At 73.4% G+C, this 22827-nt stretch carries 19 protein-coding genes; 16 read left to right on the top strand and 3 right to left on the bottom strand.

Annotation, left to right across the window (positions count from 1 at the left end):
• Nucleotides 1-306 precede the first annotated feature (306 nt).
• The 6 genes from AB0O07_RS35145 (at nt 307) to AB0O07_RS35120 (ending at nt 5265) form a co-directional block, all read left to right on the top strand.
• Nucleotides 307-1449, top strand: a complete 1143-nt coding sequence (locus AB0O07_RS35145; protein WP_365641372.1) for a type III polyketide synthase — start codon at nt 307-309, stop codon at nt 1447-1449.
• Nucleotides 1450-1559: 110 nt separating this feature from the next.
• Complete coding sequence (locus tag AB0O07_RS35140) at nt 1560-2093, top strand: cupin domain-containing protein (RefSeq protein ID WP_365641427.1); 534 nt, start codon at nt 1560-1562, stop codon at nt 2091-2093.
• Entirely contained in the window at nt 2086-2715 is a 630-nt protein-coding gene (locus AB0O07_RS35135; protein WP_365641369.1) for a hypothetical protein, read from the top strand. The genes AB0O07_RS35140 and AB0O07_RS35135 overlap by 8 nt, the downstream gene beginning before the upstream one ends.
• Nucleotides 2712-3803 carry a PrsW family intramembrane metalloprotease gene (locus AB0O07_RS35130; RefSeq protein WP_365641366.1) on the top strand — a complete coding sequence of 364 codons (1092 nt, stop codon included), beginning with the start codon at nt 2712-2714 and terminating at the stop codon, nt 3801-3803. The genes AB0O07_RS35135 and AB0O07_RS35130 overlap by 4 nt, the downstream gene beginning before the upstream one ends.
• 9 nt (nt 3804-3812) lie before the next feature.
• Nucleotides 3813-4796, top strand: a complete 984-nt coding sequence (locus tag AB0O07_RS35125) for an aldo/keto reductase (RefSeq protein WP_365641363.1) — start codon at nt 3813-3815, stop codon at nt 4794-4796.
• A gap of 265 nt (nt 4797-5061) precedes the next feature.
• Entirely contained in the window at nt 5062-5265 is a 204-nt protein-coding gene (locus tag AB0O07_RS35120; protein WP_365641360.1) for a cold-shock protein, read from the top strand.
• A gap of 97 nt (nt 5266-5362) precedes the next feature.
• Here AB0O07_RS35120 and AB0O07_RS35115 read toward each other — a convergent pair whose 3' ends face one another.
• Nucleotides 5363-5962 (bottom strand): histidine phosphatase family protein, encoded by a 600-nt coding sequence (locus tag AB0O07_RS35115; protein ID WP_365641357.1) that lies wholly within the window; start codon nt 5960-5962, stop codon nt 5363-5365.
• A gap of 226 nt (nt 5963-6188) precedes the next feature.
• Here AB0O07_RS35115 and AB0O07_RS35110 point away from each other — a divergent pair, with 226 nt between their 5' ends.
• The 4 genes from AB0O07_RS35110 (at nt 6189) to AB0O07_RS35095 (ending at nt 11432) form a co-directional block, all read left to right on the top strand.
• Nucleotides 6189-7493: an SLC13 family permease gene (locus AB0O07_RS35110; RefSeq protein ID WP_365641354.1), complete on the top strand. Its 1305-nt coding sequence runs from the start codon at nt 6189-6191 to the stop codon at nt 7491-7493.
• Between the two features lie 52 nt (nt 7494-7545).
• On the top strand, nt 7546-9003 hold the full coding sequence (locus AB0O07_RS35105; protein WP_365641352.1) for an acyl-CoA synthetase: 1458 nt from the start codon (nt 7546-7548) through the stop codon (nt 9001-9003).
• On the top strand, nt 8996-10369 hold the full coding sequence (locus AB0O07_RS35100) for a carboxyl transferase domain-containing protein (protein WP_365641349.1): 1374 nt from the start codon (nt 8996-8998) through the stop codon (nt 10367-10369). The genes AB0O07_RS35105 and AB0O07_RS35100 overlap by 8 nt, the downstream gene beginning before the upstream one ends.
• 85 nt (nt 10370-10454) lie before the next feature.
• Nucleotides 10455-11432 carry a DUF2510 domain-containing protein gene (locus AB0O07_RS35095; protein ID WP_365641346.1) on the top strand — a complete coding sequence of 326 codons (978 nt, stop codon included), beginning with the start codon at nt 10455-10457 and terminating at the stop codon, nt 11430-11432.
• A gap of 38 nt (nt 11433-11470) precedes the next feature.
• Here the strand turns inward: AB0O07_RS35095 and AB0O07_RS35090 are convergent, their stop codons facing one another.
• Nucleotides 11471-12493, bottom strand: coding sequence for an alpha/beta hydrolase (locus AB0O07_RS35090; protein WP_365641343.1), 1023 nt, complete (start codon nt 12491-12493; stop codon nt 11471-11473).
• A 274-nt stretch (nt 12494-12767) separates the two neighbouring features.
• On the opposite strand from AB0O07_RS35090, the gene AB0O07_RS35085 reads away from it, so the two are divergent.
• On the top strand, nt 12768-13772 hold the full coding sequence (locus AB0O07_RS35085; RefSeq protein ID WP_365641340.1) for an SDR family NAD(P)-dependent oxidoreductase: 1005 nt from the start codon (nt 12768-12770) through the stop codon (nt 13770-13772).
• 336 nt (nt 13773-14108) lie between these two features.
• Here the strand turns inward: AB0O07_RS35085 and AB0O07_RS35080 are convergent, their stop codons facing one another.
• Complete coding sequence (locus AB0O07_RS35080; protein ID WP_365641337.1) at nt 14109-15137, bottom strand: LacI family DNA-binding transcriptional regulator; 1029 nt, start codon at nt 15135-15137, stop codon at nt 14109-14111.
• A 270-nt stretch (nt 15138-15407) separates the two neighbouring features.
• On the opposite strand from AB0O07_RS35080, the gene AB0O07_RS35075 reads away from it, so the two are divergent.
• From AB0O07_RS35075 to AB0O07_RS35055, 5 genes are all read left to right on the top strand, one after another.
• Entirely contained in the window at nt 15408-16715 is a 1308-nt protein-coding gene (locus AB0O07_RS35075; RefSeq protein ID WP_365641335.1) for an extracellular solute-binding protein, read from the top strand.
• A gap of 242 nt (nt 16716-16957) precedes the next feature.
• A complete protein-coding gene (locus tag AB0O07_RS35070; protein ID WP_365641333.1) occupies nt 16958-17971 on the top strand; it encodes a sugar ABC transporter permease in 1014 nt (337 codons plus the stop codon).
• Between the two features lie 18 nt (nt 17972-17989).
• A complete protein-coding gene (locus AB0O07_RS35065; RefSeq protein WP_365641331.1) occupies nt 17990-18919 on the top strand; it encodes a carbohydrate ABC transporter permease in 930 nt (309 codons plus the stop codon).
• A gap of 150 nt (nt 18920-19069) precedes the next feature.
• Nucleotides 19070-20503 carry a GH1 family beta-glucosidase gene (locus AB0O07_RS35060; protein WP_365641424.1) on the top strand — a complete coding sequence of 478 codons (1434 nt, stop codon included), beginning with the start codon at nt 19070-19072 and terminating at the stop codon, nt 20501-20503.
• 299 nt (nt 20504-20802) lie between these two features.
• On the top strand, nt 20803-22767 hold the full coding sequence (locus AB0O07_RS35055) for a S53 family peptidase (RefSeq protein WP_365641328.1): 1965 nt from the start codon (nt 20803-20805) through the stop codon (nt 22765-22767).
• The last annotated feature ends 60 nt before the right edge of the window (nt 22768-22827 follow it).

The raw sequence follows: 22827 nt of genomic DNA, 5'->3' as shown, positions 1-22827 counted from the left end.
TCCGTCCCGTACACCACCTCGTACACCACAAGAACCCCATGGGAACCATCGTTCCCGCAGGCGGCGCCCGGTGATGTCCCGCGCGCTCCCAGCGCCCCCTGAACGGGCGATTCCGGCGGCGCCGCTTCCCCACGTTCCGTAGTCGCGCATGGAATCCTGACGGCTCTTCGGTCCCCGCGCCGATCTGTCCCCGACCCGCGGCCCACCCGCACGGCCCCCCGTCCCTCCCCGGTTGCGGGGTGGTGACCGAGCCCCGAGTGTGGGCCCCAGTTCCCAGCGAACACGAACGAATGGAGAGAGCGCGTCGTGGCGACTCTGTGCAAACCCGCGGTCTCGGTCCCCGAACACGTCATCACCATGGAGGACACGCTCGACCTGGCGCGTTCCCTCCACGCGGACCATCCGCAACTGCCCCTCGCGCTGCGGCTCATCAAGAACACCGGGGTCGCCAAGCGGCACATCGTCCAGCCCATCGAGGAGACGCTGCGCCACCCCGGCTTCGAGGACCGCAACATGCTGTACGAGGCCGAGGCCAAGCGCCGGGTGCCCGAGGTCGTCCGGCGCGCCCTCGACCACGCCGAACTGCGGCCGGACGACATCGACATGATCGTCTACGTCTCCTGCACGGGCTTCATGATGCCCTCGCTCACCGCCTGGCTGATCAACACCATGGACTTCCCCGGCCACACCCGGCAGCTCCCGATCGCCCAGCTCGGCTGCGCGGCCGGCGGCGCCGCCATCAACCGGGCCCACGACTTCTGCCGCGCCTACCCCGGCGGCAATGTCCTGATCATCGCCTGCGAGTTCTGCTCGCTCTGCTACCAGCCGACCGACCTCGGCGTCGGCTCGCTGCTCTCCAACGGCCTCTTCGGCGACGCGGTCGCCGCCGCCGTCGTACGGGGCACCGGCGGCACCGGCATCACCATGGAGCGCAACGGCTCCCACCTGGTGCCCGACACCACCGACTGGATCGCCTACAGCGTCCGTGCCACCGGATTCCACTTCCTGCTCGACAAGCGCGTGCCGACCACGATGGAGCCCCTGGCGCCCGCGCTCCGCACCATGGCCGACCAGCACGGCTGGGACGCCACAGGACTGGACTTCTACATCATCCACGCGGGCGGCCCGCGCATCCTGGACGACCTCAGCCACTTCCTCGAAGTCGCTCCGGAGGCCTTCCGGTTCAGCCGGGGCACGCTCACGGAGTACGGCAACATCGCCAGCGCCGTCGTCCTGGACGCCGTACGCCGCCTCTTCGACGAGGGCGCCGTGGGCGACGGCGCGCGCGGCATCGTCGCCGGGTTCGGTCCCGGCATCACCGCCGAGATGGCGCTCGGCCGGTGGACCCGCTCGGGGGCGACCGCCGAACGCGGCGCCACCCGGGGGGACCTGCTGGAGACGTCGGTACGCGGCGCCGGCTCCCGCGCGACGGCCCCCTCCGTCCGGTGACCGCCCAGGGCCGGCGCCCCGGCGCGCCGGACCGCCCCGAGGCGCCGCCCGCCGCACCCCGGCCGGCGGCGCCCGCCCGTACGCTCCCGTCCACCGTCCTGGAGCACCGCATGACCGATGTGATGCCGTCCGAAGGGCTGATCGTCCCGCCGGGCGGAGGCACCACCATCCTCACCCCGGCGCAGGAGGTCACCTTCAAGGTCACCGGAGCCCACTCCCGGGTCTCCTCCAGCTTCGAGGTCGTCGTCCCGCCCGGCTTCGACGTCGGCGCCCACCGGCACACCCACAGCGAGGAACTCTTCTACGTCCTCGACGGCGAACTCGACGTCCTCGCCTTCGAACCCCGCGTGCTCACCGGCGACGACTGGCGCCACTGGGAGTCCGCGTCCGGCCTGAAGGCCGTACGCGCCACCCCGGGCACCGTCATCGTCGTACCGCCCGGGTGCCCGCACGCCTTCGCCAACCGGAGCCAGGCCCCCGCCCGGATGTTCTTCCAGGCCTCCCCGCCCTCCGACCACGAACGGTACTTCGAGGAACTCCTCGACATCCTCAAGGAGGACGGCACCCCCGACCCGGCCGCCATCGCCGATCTGCGGCTGCGGTACGACATCGAACAGCTCACCCCGCTCCGCCACGATGGCTGAGCCCAGGGACTCCGCCCCGGCCACCCGGCGCCCGCACCGGTGGCCGGCCCGCCCCCGGCGCCGGGGCCGGACCTGGCGCCCGGTCCTCGCCGTCACCCTCGTCGTCGCCGCGCTCACCGCGGGGTGGCCGCTGATCGCCGCCACCCTCGGCGACCGCCAGCGCCTCGCGGCGGGACAGACCCTGCGGCTCGGCCCGGACGACGAGGTCGCCGTCCTCCGGGTCGCGGGCCACGGCTGGGGGCTCAGCAAGTCCGCCAGCAACCCGGACAGCGACTACACGCTCTCCCGCGACGGCGTCGGCCTGGCCGCCCGGTACGTCCCCCTCGCCGGCACCTCGGACCCCGGCGCCCTCTGGGAAGGGCTGGCCAAGGTCCAGTCCGTCGCCGACAGCGGCAGCCGGCTGGGCCCCGCCCGCCCGCTCCCCGGCGTCCCGGGCGCCCTCGGCCGCACCGGCACCCTGACCGGCGGCGACCGGACCGGATCGGCCACCCTCTGGCTGGCACCGGGGCGCGGCTACGCCGTCGAGATCATCGTGCAGGCCGGGCCGGGGGCCGCCCCCGGCGCGGTCGCCGACGCCACCGCCATGGCCCACGGACTCACCTTCGCCCAGGGAACCCCATGACCGCACCCGCCACCGCGCCCCCCGCGCCCTCCCGGATCCGCTCCCTGCTCACCTCCGTCCGCTCCTCCTGGCGGCAGTGGCCCGCCGTCTGGGCCTTCACCGTCCTCTGCCTGATCGGCCTCTTCCTCCTCCTGCGCGACTTCGGCCCCGTCATCCGGGTCTTCCCCGGCTCCGCGCTCCTCGCCCTCGTCCTGCTCGCCGTCACACTCGGCATCGGCGAGGCCCTCCTCTCCCGGCTCCGCCCCTTCCGGGCCCCGCCGCCCCTCTGGGCATGGAGCGGCATCCTGTGGGGGGCCACCGCGGCGGCCGGCTGTGCCGTCACCGCCAACACCGGCCTCCAGGGCGTCTGGTACCGGACGGCCGGCATCGGCTTCGGCGCCGAGTGGGCCGCCGCCCTCACCGCGCCGCTCAACGAGGAACTCCTCAAGGTCTGCGGCGTCGCCCTGATCGCCCTCGCCGCCCGGCCGCTGGTGCGCGGTCCGCTCGACGGCTTCTTCCTCGGCGCGTTCACCGGACTCGGCTTCCAGGCCATGGAGAACTGGACGTACGCCATGAACGCCCTGCTGCTCGGCGGCGGAGTCGACGGCACCACCGACATCGCCCAGTCCTTCGTCACCCGGGTCGGGGTGACCGGACTCGGCTCGCACTGGGCGATGACCGCGGTCTCCGGCACCGGCGTCGGCATCCTGCTCGCCCACGACGACCGGCCGATGCGGCGCCGGATCGCCCCGGCCGCCGGCTGTCTGCTCACCGCCATGGGCATGCACTGGCTCTTCGACTCGCCCCTGCTCGGCTCCACCGGGGGCCTGGTCGCCAAGGTCGCCGTCAACTTCCTCATCGCCCTCGGCTTCGCCCTCGTCCTCCGCCACCGGGCCCGGCGCCGGGCCCGCGCCTTCCTGCTCTCCCCGGGCACCCCCCTCTCCATCGACCTGCTCACCCGGCGCTCCCGGCGCGACGCCCTGCTCCGCCTGGAGCCCGCCCGCCGCCCCGCCGCCGAACAGCGCGCCTCCGCCTACCTCGGCGTCGTCGAGGAACAGGCCGTGCTCTGGGGCCGCCCGAGCGGACCGTCACACACCGGGGACCCGTAGCATGATCGTATGGAGCAGCGCGCATGGGACAGGACAGGGCGGCACCTCTCCGCCATCGGACTCGGCACCTGGCAGCTCGGCGCCGACTGGGGTGAGGTCACCGAGGCGGACGCCCTCGCCGTGCTGGACGCGGCCGTGGAATCCGGGGTCACCTTCTTCGACACGGCCGACGTCTACGGCGACGGGCGCAGCGAGCGGCTCATCGGCCGCTATCTGAAGGAGCGCCCCGACGCCGGGGTGTTCGTGGCGACCAAGATGGGCCGCCGCGCCGAACAGCGCCCGGAGAACTACACCCTCGCGAACTTCCGTACCTGGAACGACCGCTCGCGCGCCAACCTCGGCGTCGACACGGTGGAGTACGTACAGCTCCACTGCCCGCCCACCCCCGTCCACTCCTCGGACGAGGTCTTCGACGCGCTCGACACCCTGGTCGCCGAGGGGCGGATCGCGGCGTACGGCGTGAGCGTGGAGACCTGCGCCGAGGCGCTGACCGCGCTCGCCCGCCCCGGGGTCGCCGGGGTGCAGATCATCCTCAACCCCTTCCGGCTCAAGCCGCTGGAGGAGGTAGTGCCGGCCGCCCGCGCCGCGGGCGCCGCCGTCATCGCCCGCGTACCGCTCGCCTCCGGGCTGCTCTCCGGCCGGTACACCGCGGAGACCGTCTTCGCCGCCGACGACCACCGCGCGTACAACCGGCACGGCGAGGCCTTCGACCAGGGCGAGACGTTCTCCGGTGTCGACTACGCGACGGGGCTCGCCGCGGCGGCCGAGTTCGCCGCCCTCGCCCCGGCGGGCGCGACCCCCGCCCAGACGGCGCTGGCCTGGATCGCCCAGCAGCCCGGCGTCACCAGCGTGATCCCCGGCGCCCGCTCCGTCGACCAGGTCCGCGCCAACGCGGCGGCCGGCGCGCTGCCCCCGCTGGATCAGGCCACCCTGGAGGCCGTACGGGAACTGTACGACCGCCGGATCCGCGCCTCCGTGCACGGCCGCTGGTGACCCCCGGCAGCGGGGCGAATGGGTGATTGTGGGCCGAAAGCGCTCCCGGCCGAACGCCACAGACGCAAGAGTTGGTTGTTTCTGTGGCTGTATCGCGTCGCGCCCTGTAACGTCTTGATCAAGCTGTCGTGGTTCCGAAGTACCGCTCGCCCGTGACGTGCCGTCACGGGCGTTTGTGCTGTTCAGCGTCTCTCAGGACCAAGGCGATCACCTCCGGTTCCCGTACCGTGCGGGAACCTCGCGTCCCTTGAATTGGAGACCCATCATGGCCAACGGAACAGTGAAGTGGTTCAACTCGGAAAAGGGCTTCGGCTTCATCGCGCAGGACGGCGGCGGTCCGGACGTGTTCGCGCACTACTCGAACATCGCCATGACCGGCTTCCGTGAGCTGACGGAGGGCCAGAAGGTCACCTTCGACGTCACGCAGGGCCAGAAGGGCCCGCAGGCGGAGAACATCCTCCCCGCCTGACGCTCCCGCACCGGAGTACCAGGGCGCCGGCCCGGTGGATTCGTCTCCACCGGGCCGGCGCTTTCCGTAGGGGCCGCCCGCCGGGACCGCGCACGGGTCAGGCGGGGGTGAGGTTCCAGGCGTCGATCACCGGGCGGCCGTGCTCGGTGGCGAGCCGGGAGACGGTCCCCGTCGCCAGCCGGAAGAGCGCGCCGGCCGCGGGCGCGAGACCGAGATACCGCGCCGTGAGCACCCGCAGGACATGCGCGTGGGCGACCAGCGCGACATCGGCGGCGTCCGGCGCTTCCAGACCGGTGAGCGCGGCGCCGAGCACCCGGTCGACCCGCTGCCCCACCTCCCCCGGGGACTCGCCCGGCTGCCCGGCGGGGCCCGGCGCGACCCCGTCCGTCCACAGGTCCCAGCCGGGGCGGGTCCGGGTGATCTCGGCGGTGGTGATCCCCTCGTACCCGCCGTAGTTCCACTCCCGCAGATCCGGCTCCACCCGGTACGGGGCCAGCCCGGCCAGCTCCGCGGTGCGCCGCGCCCGGGCCATGGGGGAGACCAGGGTGAGCCCGATCCGGCGGCCCCGCAGCAGCGGCGCCAGCGAACGGGCCTCCTCCTCACCGCGCCCGGTCAGCGGCAGATCGGTGTAGCTGGTGTGCTGCCCGAGCCGGGACCAGGCGGTCTCCCCGTGCCGTACCAGGATCAACTCGCCCATGGGTGGCGCCTGCCTTCCTCATATGCCGTATATGCCGGTCATCCGCTGCCGGTGCCAGTCTCTCGCGTTCTTGACGGCCGGGCCGCCCGCCGCCACTGTGGTGCACCACCCGGAGTGTGATCCACCAGGCCGCCCGGTCCGCCGGCCCGTCGGCCTGCCCGCTCGTCGCCCGATGCCGTGCAACGAACGAGGGACCCGCCGGGGTCCCGGGGACGGGAGCCGCGCCATGTCCGCCGAACTCATCTCGATCCTCGTCCTGGCGGCGGTCTTCGTGATCGCCACCACCCGCTCCATCAACATGGGAGCGCTCGCCTTCGCGGCCGCGTTCGGCGTCGGGGAACTCGTCGCCGGGCTCGACGCGAAGGGCATCTTCGCGGGCTTCCCCGGTGATCTCTTCGTCGTGCTCGTCGGAGTCACGTATCTCTTCGCGATCGCCCGCGCCAACGGCACCACGGAGTGGCTGGTCCATGGCGCGATACGGCTGGTGGGCGGCCGGATCGCGCTGATCCCCTGGGTGATGTTCGCGATCACCGCGCTGCTGACCGCGATCGGGGCCGTCTCCCCGGCGGCCGTCGCGATCGTCGCGCCGATCGCGCTGAGCTTCGCCGCCCGGTACGGCATCAGCCCCCTGCTGATGGGGGCCATGGTGGTACACGGGGCCCAGGGCGGCGGCTTCTCGCCGATCAGCATCTACGGGACGATCGTCAACGGCATCGTGGAGCGGGAACACCTCCGGGGCAGCCCGCTCACCCTCTTCCTCGCCTCGCTGGTGGTCAACGCCGTGATCGCGGGGGTCGTCTTCGTCTGCTGCGGCGGGCTGAGGCTGCGCGCCACCCGGCCGGATCCGGCGGGCCGGGCGGAGCCGGCGGGCAACGGGGCCGAGGAGGAAGCGGGCGAGGGGGCCGGGGAGGCCGAGGGGGAGGGAAGCCCGCGGCTCACGCCGCCCCGTATCGCCACCCTTGTCGCGCTGGCCGCGCTCGTGTTCGCCGTCCTCGTCCTCGAACTCGACGCCGGGCTCACCGCCATCACCCTCGCCGTGGTGCTCAGCGCCTGCTGGCCGGCGACCAGCCGCCGGGCCGTCGGGGAGATCGCCTGGCCGACCGTCCTGCTGATCTGCGGTGTCCTCACGTACGTCGGTGTCATGGAGGAGATGGGCACCATCGACTACGCGGGCCACGCCGTCGGGGACATCGGCGTTCCGCTGCTCGCCGCCGTCCTCCTCTGCTACATCGGCGGGATCGTCTCCGCGTTCGCCTCCTCCGTCGGGATCATGGGCGCGCTCATCCCGCTCGCCGTGCCCTTCCTCGCCCAGGGCGAGATCGGCGCGATCGGCATGATCACGGCGCTCGCGATCTCGGCCACCGTCGTGGACGTCAGCCCCTTCTCCACCAACGGTGCCCTGGTCCTGGCCGCCGCGCCCGATGTCGACCGTGAGCGTTTCTTCCGGCAGCTCATGGGCTATGGGGGGATCGTGGTGGCGGTGGTACCCGCCGCCGTATGGCTCCTGCTGGTGGTGCCGGGCTTCGGCTGACGCGCCGCCTCCGGGTGCCGCCCCTGTCCGCTCACGGCAAGGAGACCGACGCGTGACCCCTCTCTTCCCGGCCCTGGCCGACCGTGCCCCGCGCCCCGCGCTGCGGTTCGGCGACCGTACCCTCACCCACGCCGAGGTGGCCGAGGCCGCGGGCGCCCTGACCCACCGGCTCGCGGGGGAGCGGCGGGTCGCGGTCTGGGCCACCCCCACCCTCGACACGGCGGTGGGGGTGGTGGCGGCGCTGCTGGCCGGGGTGCCCGCCGTCCCCGTCAACCCCGGGAGCGGCACCCGGGAACTCGCCCATGTCGTCGCGGACAGCGCCCCCACCCTCGTCCTCGCCGCCCCCGGTGAGCCGCTGCCGGACGCGCTCGCCGCGCTCCCGCGCCTCGACGTGGTGGCGGAGGCCCCGGCGGCGGGCGCGGTGGCGGGACCGGCGGTGGACCTCCCCGAACCGCCGCCGGAGACCCCCGCGCTGATCGTGTATACGTCGGGCACCACCGGGCCGCCCAAGGGTGCCGTCCTGCCCCGCCGCGCCCTCACCGCCACCCTGGACGCGCTGGCGGACGCCTGGCGGTGGACCGCCGACGACGTCCTCGTCCACGCCCTGCCCCTCTTCCATGTCCACGGGCTGATCCTCGGCATCCTCGGCCCGCTCCGCCGGGGCGGCTCGGTGGTCCACCTCGGGCGGTTCGACACGGCGGCCGTCGCCCGGGAACTCTCCTCGGGCGCCACCATGCTCTTCGGCGTCCCCACCATGTACCACCGCATCGCCGACGCGCTCGACGGCGACCCGGGCCTCGCCGCCGCGCTGGCCGGCGCGCGGCTGCTGGTCTCCGGATCCGCCGCGCTCCCCCTCCACGACCACCGCAGGATCACCGGGGCGACCGGCCGCCGGGTCGTCGAGCGGTACGGGATGACCGAGACCCTGATGAACACGTCCGTATGGGTGGACGGCCCGCCCCGGACGGGGACGGTCGGGGTGCCGCTGCGCGGGGTCGAACTCCGGCTGGTCGACGAGGAGGGCGCGGCCTTCGAGGCGTACGACGGCGAGAGCGTCGGGGAGATCCAGGTCCGCGGGCCGAACCTCTTCACCGGGTATCTGAACCGCCCCGACGCGACCGAGGCGGCCTTCACCGACGGCTGGTTCCGCACCGGCGACATGGCGATCAGGGACCCCGACGGCTCGGTCCGTATCGTCGGCCGGAAGGCCACCGACCTGATCAAGAGCGGCGGTTACAAGATCGGCGCGGGCGAGATCGAGAACGTCCTGCTGGAGCACCCCGGGGTACGGGAGGCCGCCGTCACCGGGGAGCCCGATCCGGACCTCGGCGAGCGGATCGTCGCCTGGATCGTGCCCGCGGACCCCGGAAACCCGCCCGGCGAGCGGGAGTTGGCCGACCATGTGGCGGGGCAGCTCGCCGCGTACAAGCGGCCCCGCACCGTGCGCTGTCTGGACGCGCTGCCGCGCAACGACATGGGCAAGATCATGAAGCGGGCGCTCCATGGCTGACCGGCGCACCGCGCGCGAGGCGGCCGCGATGGTCCTGGGCCCCGGCACAGGCACCGAACTCCCCGACCCCGGCGGATCGTTCCCGGTGGACGGGCCGCTGGGGTGGCAGGGGTACGACGCCACGCGGGCCCGCGCGGCGGAGCGTACCGGCGAGCGGGAGTCCGTGGTCTGCGTCACCGGCCGGATCGGCGCCACCGAAGCGGTCGTGCTCTCCTTCGAGTTCGGCTTTCTCGGCGGCTCCCTCGGCGAACGCACCGGTGACCGGCTGGAGTCGGCGTACCGGCTGGCCCGCGAGCGGCGGCTGCCGGTGGTCTCCCTGATCGCGACCGGCGGCAGCCGGATGCAGGAGGGGATGCGCGCGCTCCGCCAACTCCAGCGGGTGGCCCGCGAGATGGCGCTGACCCGGGCGGCCGGACTGGCCCAGCTCGCGGTAGCGCGCGATCCGACGACGGGCGGCGGCTGGGCCACCCTGGGCGCGGGCGCCGATGTGGTCCTCGCCCTGCCCGGCGCCCAGATCGGCTTCGCCGGGTCACGGGTCCGCCCGCCGGGCGCCGACCCGGCCGCGTACACCGCCGAGGCCCAGTACGCGGCCGGGCAGCTCGACGCGGTGGTCCCGGAGGCCGGGCTGGCCGCCGCCGTCGGCCGCTGGCTCGCGCTGCTCACCGGCGGGACGGCGGAGCCCGGGCCCGCCGAGCCGCCCGCCGCTCTCGGGCGGGGGACCCCCGGCGCGGGCCGCTCCCCGGTCACCGGCTGGGACGCGGTGGTGGCGGCCAGGGACCCCGGGCGCCCGCGCGCGGAGGCGTACGTGGCGGCGTACTTCGACCACAGCGAGGAGATCCGGGGCGACCGCTGCGGGGGCACGGACCCCGGGATGCGGTGCGGGTTCGGGCGGCGCGGGGGACGTACGGTCGCGTACGCGGCGCAGTGCGGCACCGCCACGCTCCCGGCCGGGTACCGCACCGCCACCCGGCTGATCCGGCTCGCCGAGCGGCTCGGGATCCCGGTTCTCACCCTGGTCGACACCCCCGGCGCGGCCAACGACGAGGGGGCGGAGCGCGCCGGGGCGGGGGCGGCCCTCGCGGAGCTCTTCGCCGCCGTGGCCACCGCGCGGGTGCCGGTCACCACGCTGCTGATCGGCGAGGGCGGCTCGGGCGGTGCGCTCGCCCTGTCGGCGCCGGAGAACACCTGGGCCACCCCGGACAGTTACTTCTCCGTCATCGCGCCCGAACTCGCCACGGCCATCCTCAAGCGCGACCCCGGGCGGATACGGGCGACGGCGGACCAACTCCGGCTGCGGCCCACGGATCTCGTCTCGCTGGGGGTGGTACGCGGCATCGTCCCCACCCAGGGAGGAGCGGGCGGGTGAGCGGGCGGCCGAGGGGCCGGGTGAGCGCGCCGATTCTCATGGGCCTCTCAGCAGCTCTTAAGACAATCAGCCTAAGCTGAGGGGTGTGACAGACACGACGCCGCCCGGCTGGCATCCCGACCCGGGGCACTCAGGAGACGGTCCGCGCAAGGAGCGTTGGTGGGACGGGTCCGCCTGGACCGACGAGCTCCGTGACACTCCCGCCGCCCAGGCGGCACCGCCGGCCCTGCCGCCGTACCCGCCGGGACCGCCCCCCGTCGCGCGGAAGAACGGCCGGCGGATCGCGCTCGGGGTGACCGCCTCGGTCGTGGCACTCGCCATCGCGGGCGGCTTCTATCTGCTCGGCCGCGACGCCGGCCACGGCGACCCGGTGGGCACGGCGGGGCCAGGACCGTCCGCCGCGCCGTCCCGGCCGGGGGACGCCGCCCCCGACCTCCCCGGCGGCGGCTCCGGCGGTTCGGGCGGCCAGGACGGCGGCTCCGGCGGGGAGAGCGGCGCGCCCCGGCAGCCCAGGACCGAGGAGGGGTACGCCACCGACGCGGCCAGCGGCATCAGCCTGCCCGTACCGGACGGCTGGACCGGCGAGTCCGGCCCGGTCGGCGCCGGGCTGACCACCGGGCCCTACGACTGCCCCGGGGAGAGCGGCGAGCAGTCCTGTGTGCGCGGCGGTGTCTTCTCCGCCCCCGCCGTCGCGCTGAAGCTCACCGCGACCACGGCGAAGGCGGCGGCCGAGCAGGACATCGAGGCCAACGCGGAGGAGTCGTACGGCGGCGACACCTACGGGAAGATCGCCTCGCACGAGGAGCTCAAGTCCGAGGCCGTCACCGTCGCCGGACAGCAGGGGTACCTGGTGCGGTGGAAGGTCGTCACCGCCCGGGGCGACAACGGCTATGTGCAGTCGCTGGCCTTCCCCTCCCCGTCCCGGCCGACGCTGCTGGTCGTCGTGCGCTCCGGCTTCGACGACAACGCCAAGGCGCCCAAGCTCTCCGTGATGGACGAGATCACCCAGGGCATCAAGCAGGCCGCGGGGAGCGGCACGGGGAGTACGGGCCGCGGGGTCTGACCGCGTGGGGACCGGCCGGGGCCGGTCCCCGGCGCCGGTCAGTACGTGGCGCGGCCGGCGGTGGGGCCGGCGGGCCGTACGGTGACGGCGGTGCCCAGGGTCTCCGGGCGGCAGGCGTACGGCAGCGCGTCCAGCGGCCGGTCGGCGCAGAAGCGTGCCATCAGGTCGGCGAAGTCCGCGATCCGTTCGACCGGGGCGAGATGGTCGGTCTCCCCGATGGTCAGGAACCGGGCCTCCGGGAGTGTCGCGGCCACCTCGCGCCCCATCGCCGGCGTGGTCAGCGTGTCGTGCTCACCGGTCACCACCAGGCTCGGCACGGCGGGCACCGGCTCCGGGCGGTACCACTCGTGGCGCATCAGCCGGGTGTTGTGCTCCGCCGACTTGGCGAGCTCGTCGGGGGCCTGGCCGGCGATCTGCTGGTACACCAGCCGGGAGACGGCGGCGTGCTTGCGGACCACGCCGGTCCCGGGGGGCGACATGAAACACTCCGCCAGTTCGCGGGCGATGGTGCCGGTCTCGCCCCGTTCGATCATCACCGCCCACCGCTCCATCGCCGCCGCGTAATCCGCCGGGATACGCGGCGTCATGCCCACCAGCATCAGCCGGGCGACCATCGCCGGATAGTGCTGGGCGAAGCGGACCCCGATCGCGCCGCCGAAGCAGGCGGCGACCAGATTGACGCGCGGCACGCCCAGCTCGTCGAGGAGATGGCGGACCACGGCGGCGAGGAAGTCCACCCCGTACGCGGCGGGCAGGAAGTCGGCCGTACCGTACCCCGGCAGGTCCACCGTGATCACCTGCCCCACCGGACTCAGCCACTTCTCGTGCCGCACCCAGGAGTTGCGGTCCTGGGAGGAGCCGCCGAGGACCAGGAGCGGTTCGGTCACCGGCGTGTCGCAGCGCACCACGCGACACGTGTAGCGGAACCCGGCGAAGACGAGATCCCGCTCCTCGACCGGGCCGCCCGCGCCCCGTACGCCTCCGTCGTGCGCCTGCCCGGGGATGACCGGGTGGGCGCCGGGCGACTCGTGGTCGTGGGCGAGAGCGGTGTCGATCGGCATGGGTGACTCCAGAGCTGCGGGACGGGCACGAACGTCCCTGCCTAACAGCCGGTTCGCGGAGTGTCCGCGACAGTACCCCGATCGTGGGCGCGTCGCGGGCGGGGAGCCGCTGGTGGATTCGACTCTCGCGCAGCCGGTCGGCCGGGTGACGGGGTGGCCGGGCGGCCGGCCGGTCGGGTGGTCGAGCGGTCGGGTGGCCGGGCGGGTGAAGCGGTGGCCGGTGCCTGTCGGCAGGCTTGACTTCGAGCGTGCTCGAATTCGTAGCCTGCGTCGCATGACATCCGCACAGAACGAGGCAGCACCGCACCGCACCCCGCAGCACCCGATCGGATCCGGGTTCGGCGCCGACAGCACCGCGCGGGAGGTGGTGCGCGGCATCGACCTCGGCGGCAAGCTGGCCCTGGTCACCGGCGGCTACTCCGGCCTGGGCCTGGAGACCACCCGCGCGCTCACCGAGGCCGGTGCCCGGGTCGTCGTGCCCGCCCGGCGCCCCGACGCCGCGCGGAAGCAACTGGCCGGCATCGAGAACGCCGAGGTCGACGAGGCAGACCTCGGCGACCTCGACAGCGTCCGGGGTTTCGCGGAACGCTTCCTCGCCACGGGGCGCTCGCTCGACATCGTCATCAACAACGCCGGGATCATGGCCTGCCCCGAGACCCGGGTCGGCCCCGGCTGGGAGGCCCAGTTCGCCACCAACCACCTCGGCCACTACGCCCTCGTCAACCGGCTCTGGCCGGCGATCGCGCCCGGCGGGGCCCGGGTCGTCTCGGTCTCCTCCGCCGCGCACCACAACTCCCCGGTCCGCTGGGACGATGTGATGTTCGAGCAGGGCGGCACGTACGACAAGTGGCAGGCGTACGGCCAGGCGAAGACGGCCAACGTGCTCTTCGCCGTCCATCTCGACGCGCTGGCCAGGGAGTCCGGCGTACGGGCGTTCGCGCTCCACCCCGGCGGCATCCTCACCCCGCTCCAACGCCACCTGGCCCGCGAGGAGATGGTCGCGGCCGGCTGGATCGACGAGGACGGCAACCCGCTCGACCCCGCGTTCAAGTCCCCGGAACAGGGCGCGGCCACCCAGGTCTGGGCGGCGACCTCGCCCCGGCTCGCCGACGAGGGCGGCGTCTACTGCCAGGACTGCGACATCGCCGGGGTCGCCCCGGAGGACGGCTCGTCCCGCGCGGGCGTACGGGGCTACGCCATCGACCCCGAGCAGGCGGCCCGCCTCTGGCGCCTCTCCGCGGAGCTGACCGGCGTCGACGCGTTCGCCTCCGCCAACTGAACACCGGACCGACCACCGGGCCGGGGCCGTTGACCGCCCCGGCCCGGCCCTCGGCGCCTGGCTCCCCGGGGGCCTGACCGGGCGGACCTGGCTCCGGATCCCGCCGGTCGCCGGTCGCCGGTCGCGCGCTGGTCGGGCCCCCGCCGGGCCGTGGCACGCGGGCCGCGCCCGGGCTCCGGCGGCAGGGGCCGGGCCCCGGTGGGAGCCGTGCTCGTCGGACGGTGCGAACGAGCCCCGGCGTGTCGTGTTCTCCCGGGACACGCCCGTCACCGGTCGCGGCCCGCGTGCCGTACGTCGCGCGACCTGGCGGAGGTCGCGCGACACGCCGTACGCCCCTCAGGCGCTCTCGCGGCGTACCAGCGTCGTCGGCAGGACCACATGGCGGCGGGGGCGGTCGAGGTCCGCGATCTCGTCCAGGAGCAGGCGGGTGATGGCCCGGCCGATCTCTTCGGACGGCTGGTCCACGCTGGTCAGCGGTGGGACCGTATGGCGCGCCACCATCGAGTTGTCGAAGCCCACGACCGCCACGTCCTCGGGGACACGCCGGGCCCGCGCCCGGAGTTCGGTGAGCGCGCCCGCCGCCATCACGTCCGACGCGGCGAAGACCGCGTCGAGGCCGGGACGCCGTTCCAGGAGCGCGCGCATCGCGGCCCGGCCGCCCTCCTCGGTGAAGTCCGCGGGGGCCACCAGGGATTCGTCCGGGGCCAGGCCCCGTTCGGCGTGGGCCTCGCGCCAGCCGCGCAGCCGGTCGCCGCCGACGTCCATGTCCAGCGGGCCGGTGATGGTGGCCACCGCCGTACGGCCCTGGGCCAGCAGATGGCGTACCGCCTGGGCCGCGCCGCCCGCGTTGTCGGAGCGGACATGGCTCAGCGGCTCCCCGACGGCCCGCCGCCCCGCCAGCACCGTCGGTATCCGCAGCTTCTCCAGGAACTCCGGCAGCGTGTCGTCCCGGTGGACCGAGACCAGCAGCACCCCGTCCACCCGGTGCGCCTCCACGAACCGGGTCAGCCGCTCCCGCTCCCGCCGGTTGCGGACCAGGATCAGCAGCAACTGCATGTCGGTGTCGGCGAGTTCCGTGCTCACCCCCCGGATCACCGCGGAGAAGTACGGCTCCGAGGCCAGCCGGCTCTCCGACTCCGGGATCACCAGCGCGATGCTGTCCGTCCTGCTGGTCACCAGCGAGCGCGCGGCCGGATTCGGTACGTACTTCAGCTCCGCGATCGCCGCCTCGACCGCCGCCCGCGCCTTCGCGCTCACGCCCGGCGCGCCGTTCACGACCCGCGAGACCGTGCCACGCCCCACCCCCGCGAGCTGGGCCACCGCTTCAAGAGTTGGCCTTCTGCCGGGCGGTTTACGGCTGCTCATCACGTCTCCTGACTCTCGCCCCCGGAGGGCGCCGGGACGCCCACCAGGAGATTGTGCTGGCCGACGCCGGATCCGGCCGAACCCGCCCTGGATTCGGACACATTCACGCAACGGAACCGACTTCGACTCTTGACACAGGCCGGTGTTCACCGAAGAGTCTTCCACAACCCGTTGGGAGCGCTCCCAGTTTCTGTCAGGAGCGGTCTCCCAGTCAGTCGAACGTGAGCCGTGGCCGCGCCCTTCCGCGCGCCGCCGCCAGGAGGAACACACATGGGCACTGCCCGCAGACGCTTAGGGTCCACCCTCGCCGCCGTGACCTCGGTCGCGGTCTCCCTCGTCCTGGTCGCGGGCTGCTCCAGCGGCTCGGACGCGGACAAGGCGCGTACGGAGGACGGCAAGACCGTCATCACCATGGGCCTCTTCGGGGTCATGGGGATCAAGGAGACCGATCTCCTCGACCGGTACATGAAGGAGAACCCGGACATCGTCGTGAAGGCGGATGTGGCGGGTGACGAGCAGAGCTACTACACCGCGCTCCAGACCCACCTCACCGCGGGCAGCGGCCTCAAGGACATCCAGGGCATAGAGATCGGCCGGGCCAAGGAGCTGGTGGACACCCGCGCCGACGCGTTCGCCGACCTCTCCAAGGACGGCGACCTCACCCACTTCCTCCCGTGGAAGTCGAGCCAGGTCACCACCAAGGACGGCAAGCTCCTCGGCCTGGGCACCGACATCGGCCCCATGGCCGTCTGTTACCGCAAGGACCTCTTCGAGCAGGCCGGACTCCCCACCGACCGTGAGGAGGTGGCGAAGCTGTGGGCGGGGGACTGGTCCAAGTACGTCGACGCGGGGCGGGACTTCAAGGCGAACTCGAAGGACAAGAAGGTCGCCTTCATGGACAGCGCCAGCGGGCTCTTCAACGCCATGATCTACGGCGGTGACAAGCAGTTCTACGACAAGGACGGCAAGCTGGTCTACCGCGACAACCCGGTCGTCACGGACGCCTGGAAGCTCTCGGTGGACGCCGCGCGGTCCGGACTCACCGCCCGGCTCCGCCAGTTCCAGCCCGGCTGGGACCCGGGCCTCGCCAACGGCACCTTCGCCACCGCCGTCTGCCCGGCCTGGATGCTCGCCCACATCAGCGAGAAGGCGGGCCCCGCCAACAAGGGCAAGTGGGACGTGGCCAAGGCGCCCAAGGGCGCCAACTGGGGCGGCTCGTTCCTCGGGGTGATGGAGAGCAGCCCGGTCAAGAAGGAGGCGGAGAAGCTCGTCGCCTGGCTGACCGCGCCCGAGCAGCAGGCGTACATCTTCGAGAAGCTCGGCAACTTCCCGTCGTCGAAGAAGGCGATCGACACCCCCGAGGTCTCCTCCGGCACGTCGCCCTACTTCAGCGACGCGCCGATCGGCCAGATCTTCGGGGACGCGGCGAAGGAGATCCCGGACGAGCAGATCCTCGGGCGCAAGGACGGCAGCATCAAGGACACCTTCTCGGCCGGGCTGCAACTGGTCGAGCAGGGCAAGAATCCGGACGAGGCCTGGAAGACCACCGACGAGCGCATCGAGAAGCTGACGCGCTGACGCCGTTCCGCCCGCGGGACCGTCGCGGGGCGCCGGTCCCGGGCCCTGCCCGCCCCGCCGGCCGGTCCCGCCGTCGGCCCGCCGGCGCCGTCACCACCGGGCCGGTCCTGCCCCGACCACAGGTCAACGGCCCGGTCCGGCGGTACGGGTGGCCCCGTACCCCCAGCAGCACGGGTACCACCGCCACCCCTCCCGCCGGACCGGGCCCGCCCCACCGATCACTCCACCGGAAGGAAGCCCACGTGGCCACCTCCACCCCCGCCGCCCCCACGGGCGGACGCCCGCACCCCGCGTCAGCCGGTCCTCCCGCCCCGGGCGGCACGGGGGGCGGGGCGTCCCGGCAGGCACGGCGTAACCTCCTGCACCGCCTGGACATCGGGGCGGTGCCGTACGGCTTCATCGCCCCGTTCTTCCTGATCTTCGCCGCCTTCGGGATCTACCCCCTGCTCTACACCTTCTGGATCTCCCTGCACCGGGTCGAACTCGCCACCATGGACACCATGGAGTGGCGCGGGCTCGCCAACTTCACGGAGCTGATCGCCGACGACCGGTTCTGGAACGCCCTCACCAACACCTTCACCATCGGTGTCATCTCCACCGTCCCGCAGTTGCTGATGGCGCTCGGCCTCGCCCATCTGCTCAACTACCGGCTCCGCGGCTCCGCCTTCTTCCGGGTGGCCGTCATCACCCCGTACGCCACCTCCATCGGCGCCGCCGCCCTCGTCTTCACCATGCTCTTCGAACGCGACTTCGGCATGATCAACTGGGGGCTCGGGCTCCTCGGCATCGACCATGTCGACTGGGAGAGCCAGAAGTGGCCCGCCCAGCTCGCCGTCTCCACCATCGTCATCTGGCGCTGGACCGGCTACAACGCCCTTCTCTACCTCGCCTCCATGCAGGCGATACCGAAGGACCTCTACGAGTCCGCCGCCATCGACGGCGCGTCCCGCTGGCAGCAGTTCCGCACCGTCACCATCCCGGGCATCAGCGCCACGATCATCTTCACCATCGTGCTCTCCACCATCGGCGCCACCCAGCTCTTCGGTGAGCCGCTGATCTTCGGTCAGGGCCCCAACGGCATCAGCGGCGGCGCCGACAACCAGTACCAGACGCTCGGTCTGCTGCTCTACGAAGAGGGCTGGAAGAACTACCAGATGGGGCGGGCCTCGGCGATCGCCTGGGCGATGTTCCTCATCCTGATCCTCGTCTTCGTCCTCCAGCGCCTCGTCGCCCGCTTCACGTCCCGTACGTCCTGACCAGGGAGCAGCACCCCCATGACCACCGATATCGCACAGGTCCGGGCGGGCGTCGGCGACCGGACCACCCCCCGCCCGCAGACGCGGGGCGGGCGCCGGTTCGCGCGCGCCCTGCGGCCGGGCGCCGGGCGGCAGCACCACGCGGGGCCGCTCGCCTATGTCCTGCTCGGATTCGCCGCGCTGGTCTCCCTCTTCCCGCTGTACTGGACGATGGTGGCCGCCTCGACCGACAACACCCGGGTCTCCCAGACCCCGCCGCCGTTCCTGCCGGGCCCCAACCTGCTCACCAACCTCGGGACGGCGTGGCGGGACGCCGCGATGGGGCAGGCGATGGTCAACAGCCTGATCGTCGCCGGGGTGATCGCCCTGTCGACCGTCTTCTTCGCCACCCTCGCCGGCTTCGCCTTCGCCAAACTCCGCTTCCGGGGCCGCAACATCCTGCTCATGATGGTCATCGGCACGATGCTGGTACCGCCGCAGCTCGGCGTGGTGCCGCTCTTCATGATGATGGCCGACCTCGGGTGGGGCCAGCGGCTCCCGTCCGTCATCTTCCCGACCCTGGTGAGCGCCGTCGGGGTCTTCTTCATGCGCCAGTATCTGAAGGAGGCGCTGCCCGACGAACTCATCGAGGCCGGACGGCTGGACGGCGCGCACTCGCTCCGCATCTTCTGGTCCATCGTGCTGCCGATCGCCCGGCCCCCGATGGCCGTCCTCTTCATGATCACGTTCGTCCACGCGTGGAACGACTTCTTCTGGCCCTTCATCGCGCTGGACATGACCAACCCGACCGTGCCCGTCGCCCTCACCCAGCTCAGCGCGGGGTATGTCCGCGACCAGTCCGTGATCATGGCCGGCGCGCTGCTCGGCACCCTGCCGCTGCTCGCGATGTTCATCGTCTTCGGCCGGCAGATCGTCGGCGGCATCATGCAGGGCGCCGTCAAGGGCTGACCGTTCCGGTACGGGGCGGCCGTACCGTACGGGCCGACGCCCCCTCGGTCCCCGGTCCCGCGCCCCTCCTCGACCCACCCACGCACCACACCGTTCGATCTCTGCGGAAGGACCCTTGTGGCCACCTCAGCACCTCCCACCGGGCGCGCCCTGGACCCTGCGGTATCCCCGGACGCCGCGGCGCCGCTCCGCTTCCCGCCGCACTTCCTCTGGGGCACCGCGACCGCCGCGTACCAGATCGAAGGCGCCGTCGACGAGGACGGCAGGACCCCCTCCATCTGGGACACCTACTCCCACACCCCGGGCCGGGTGCGCAACGGCGACACCGGCGACATCGCCACCGACCACTACCACCGCTGGCCCGAGGACATCGAGCTGATGTCCGGCCTCGGGGTCGGCGCGTACCGCTTCTCCGTCTCCTGGCCCCGCGTCCAGCCCACCGGACGCGGCCCCGCCTCGGCGAAGGGGCTCGACTTCTACCGGCGGCTCGCCGACGCGCTGCTGGCCAAGGGCATCGAACCCGTCGTCACCCTCTACCACTGGGACCTGCCGCAGCACCTGGAGGACGCGGGCGGCTGGCCCGAGCGGGACACCGCGCTCCGCTTCGCCGAGTACGCGGGTCTGGTCGCGGACGCGCTGGGCGACCGGGTGAAGACCTGGACCACCCTCAACGAGCCCTGGTGCAGCGCCTTTCTCGGCTACGGCTCGGGCGTGCACGCCCCCGGCCGTACCGACCCCGCCGACGCGCTGCGCGCCGCGCACCACCTCAACCTCGGCCACGGGCTCGCCGTCGCGGCGCTGCGCGAGCGGCTGCCGGAGGACGCCCGGATCTCCGTCACCCTCAACCTCCACCACGTACGGCCGCTCACCGACAGCGCGGCCGACCGCGACGCCGCCCGCCGGATCGACGGCCTCGCCAACCGGGTCTTCACCGGCCCCATGCTGGGCGGCGCCTACCCCGCCGATGTCATCGAGGACACCGCGTCCGTCACCGACTGGTCCTTCGTGCACGACGGCGACCCGGCCCTCATCCACCAGCCGCTCGACATCCTCGGCGTCAACTACTACTCGCCCACGCTCGTCTCGCACCACGACGGGCCGCCCCTCCACGGCGCCGACGGGCACGGCGCGAGCGACCACACCCCCTGGCCGGGCGCCGACCACGTCGCCTTCCACCAGACCCCCGGCGAGCGGACCGCGATGGGGTGGACGATCGACCCGAGCGGACTCTACGAACTGCTGCTGCGGGTACGGGACGACCACCCCGGGCTGCCGCTGATGATCACCGAGAACGGCTCGGCCTTCGACGACTACGCGGGCCCCGACGGCGCGGTCCGCGACCCGGAGCGGGTCGCCTACCTGCACGGCCATCTGACCGCCGTGCACCGGGCGATCGAGGCGGGGGCGGACGTGCGGGGGTACTTCCTCTGGTCGCTGCTCGACAACTTCGAGTGGGGGTACGGCTACAGCAAGCGCTTCGGCACGGTGTACGTCGACTACGCGACCCAGCGCCGCATCCCCAAGTCCAGCGCGCACTGGTACGCGAAGCTCACCCGGAACGGGACGCTGCCGCCGCGCGACTGACCGCGCGAACCGGCCGGGGGCGCAGGCCGGGGGAGGAGAAAGGGGGGAGGGCGCGGTTCCGGTGACCGGGGAGGCACCGGGGCCGCGCCCCGCTCCGGCGAGCGGAACGCCCGGGGGCGGGGCTGTGCCCGGCCGCCCGGGTTGAGCGGGACATGACGTGTCTTTGGGTTTCCTTTGGCCGGCGCATGTCCCTCTGATGAACAGTTGATCGCAAGAGTGAACGGTACCCGTGGGCCCCAACCAGGCGGCCCGCAGCGCCGGTTCACGCGTGCCGGTGCCCTCACACCGCAGGGGGTTCCATGAGATCCAGCCGACCGCGCCCGCGCACCGCACTGACCTGGGCGGCGACCCTGCCGCTGGTCGTCGGTGCCCTCGCGCTCGGCGTCCCGTCCGCAGGCGCCGACACCGGGCCCGCCGGACGCGACACCCTTCACGGCACCCAACCGCTCTGGGCGACGCCCCGCGCCGACCGGGGCGGCGTCCCCGCCACCACCCCCGTCACCGCCCGCGTCTATCTCGCGGGCCGGGACGCCGCCGGGCTCGCCCGCCTCGCCCGTGCGGTCTCCGACCCCGGGAACGCCGCGTACGGCCACTATCTGAGCGCCCGGCAGACCGAGGAGCGCTTCGGCGCCACTCCGGAGCAGACAACCCGGGTCACCGCCTGGCTGACGGCGGCCGGACTCAAGGTGACCGCCGCCAACAGCCGTTATCTGACGGTGCGCGGCGACGCCGGGGCCGCCGGAAAGGCCTTCGCCACCCATCTCCGCCACTACACCAAGGACGGCCACACCTACCGCGCCCCGGACACCACCCCCTCGGTCCCCGGCGCGCTGAACGGCGCCGTCCTCACCGTCACCGGTCTGGACAACGCACCGCACCGGGCCACCCACGACGACACCCTGCCGCCCCCGGACGACGTCTTCCGCAACGCCGGCCCGTTCTCCTCCTCCTACGGCTCCCGGACCGACCCGAACCTCCCCTCCGCGTACGGCACGAAGGCCCCGTACGCCGTGAAGGGGTACACCGGCAAGCAGCTCAGGGCCGCCTACGGGGCGAAGAACCACACCGGCAAGGGCGTCACCGTCGCCATCACCGACGCGTACGCCTCGCCCACCATCGACCAGGACGCCCGTACCTACGCACGGCGCAACGGCGACCGGGCCTACCGTCCCGGCCAGCTCTCCCAGCTCGTACCGTCCGACTACCGGTACACCGAGGAGTGCGGCGCCGCCGGCTGGTACGGCGAGGAGACCCTCGACGTCGAGGCCGTGCACGCGGTCGCGCCCGAGGCGGACATCCTCTACGTCGGCGCCTCCTCCTGCCTCGACGACGACCTCATCGACGCGCTGGGCCGGATCGTGGACGGCCGGCTCGCCGACATCGTCTCCAACTCCTGGGGCGATGTGGAGTCCAACCAGACCCCCGCCTCCGCCGCCGCCTACGACCAGATCTTCCAGCGCGGCGCCGTCGAGGGCATCGGCTTCTACTTCTCCTCCGGCGACTCCGGCGACAACGTCGCCGCCACCGGCACCAAGCAGGTCGACATCCCGGCCAGTTCGGCGTGGGTGACCGCGGTCGGCGGCACCTCCCTCGCCGTCGGCAAGGGCGACACGTACCAGTGGGAGACCGGCTGGGGCACCCTGCGCGCCCCGCTCTCCGCCGACCGCACCCGCTGGGACGGGTTCCCGGGACCCTTCACCTCCGGCGCGGGCGGCGGCACCAGCGCGACCGTGCCGCAGCCCTTCTACCAGCGGACCGTCGTCCCCGGCCGGCTCGCCCGCGCGCACGGCGGCGCCCCGATGCGCACCACCCCCGACATCGCGGCAGTCGCCGACCCCAACACCGGCTTCCTGGTCGGCCAGACCCAGACGCTCGCCGACGGCACCCTCGGGTACGACGAGTACCGCATCGGCGGTACTTCGCTCGCCGCCCCCGTCATCGCGGGCATCCAGGCGCTCGCCCAGCAGGCCCGCCACGGGGTGCCGGTCGGCTTCGCCAACCCCGCGATCTACCAGCGGTACGCCACCGCCGCCTACCACGACGTGACCGACCACCCGCTGGGCGCCGGGCGCGGCCTCGCCGTCGTACGGAACGACTTCGTCAACGGGCAGGACGCGGCGGACGGCATCGTCACCTCCGTACGCACCCTCGGCGCCGACAGCTCGCTGGCGGCCGTCGCGGGCTACGACGACGTGACGGGCGTCGGCACCCCGGCCGGCGGCTATCTCGCCTCGTACACCCCGCCGGCGCACGCGCGGCGCTGACGGTACGGGAGGGGTGGTACGGGAGGCCCGGTCCTCCCGTACCACCCCCGCGCCGTTCGC

It is taken from the genome of Streptomyces sp. NPDC093085 (genome assembly GCF_040683935.1).
GTDB lineage: Bacteria > Actinomycetota > Actinomycetes > Streptomycetales > Streptomycetaceae > Streptomyces.
The sequence above is the reverse complement of the archived record's forward strand: the minus strand, read 5'-3'. Positions and strand labels throughout refer to the sequence as shown.

Bases quoted from the DNA above. Each gene is read 5' to 3' on its own strand.
- AB0O07_RS35140 (WP_365641427.1), top strand. From the start codon at position 1,560: ATGACCGATGTGATGCCGTCCGAAGGGCTGATCGTCCCGCCGGGCGGA.
- AB0O07_RS35135 (WP_365641369.1), top strand. From the start codon at position 2,086: ATGGCTGAGCCCAGGGACTCCGCCCCGGCCACCCGGCGCCCGCACCGG.
- AB0O07_RS35130 (WP_365641366.1), top strand. From the start codon at position 2,712: ATGACCGCACCCGCCACCGCGCCCCCCGCGCCCTCCCGGATCCGCTCC.
- AB0O07_RS35125 (WP_365641363.1), top strand. From the start codon at position 3,813: ATGGAGCAGCGCGCATGGGACAGGACAGGGCGGCACCTCTCCGCCATC.
- AB0O07_RS35120 (WP_365641360.1), top strand. From the start codon at position 5,062: ATGGCCAACGGAACAGTGAAGTGGTTCAACTCGGAAAAGGGCTTCGGC.
- AB0O07_RS35115 (WP_365641357.1), bottom strand. From the start codon at position 5,962: ATGGGCGAGTTGATCCTGGTACGGCACGGGGAGACCGCCTGGTCCCGG.
- AB0O07_RS35110 (WP_365641354.1), top strand. From the start codon at position 6,189: ATGTCCGCCGAACTCATCTCGATCCTCGTCCTGGCGGCGGTCTTCGTG.
- AB0O07_RS35100 (WP_365641349.1), top strand. From the start codon at position 8,996: ATGGCTGACCGGCGCACCGCGCGCGAGGCGGCCGCGATGGTCCTGGGC.
- AB0O07_RS35090 (WP_365641343.1), bottom strand. From the start codon at position 12,493: ATGCCGATCGACACCGCTCTCGCCCACGACCACGAGTCGCCCGGCGCC.
- AB0O07_RS35085 (WP_365641340.1), top strand. From the start codon at position 12,768: ATGACATCCGCACAGAACGAGGCAGCACCGCACCGCACCCCGCAGCAC.
- AB0O07_RS35080 (WP_365641337.1), bottom strand. From the start codon at position 15,137: ATGAGCAGCCGTAAACCGCCCGGCAGAAGGCCAACTCTTGAAGCGGTG.
- AB0O07_RS35075 (WP_365641335.1), top strand. From the start codon at position 15,408: ATGGGCACTGCCCGCAGACGCTTAGGGTCCACCCTCGCCGCCGTGACC.
- AB0O07_RS35065 (WP_365641331.1), top strand. From the start codon at position 17,990: ATGACCACCGATATCGCACAGGTCCGGGCGGGCGTCGGCGACCGGACC.
- AB0O07_RS35055 (WP_365641328.1), top strand. From the start codon at position 20,803: ATGAGATCCAGCCGACCGCGCCCGCGCACCGCACTGACCTGGGCGGCG.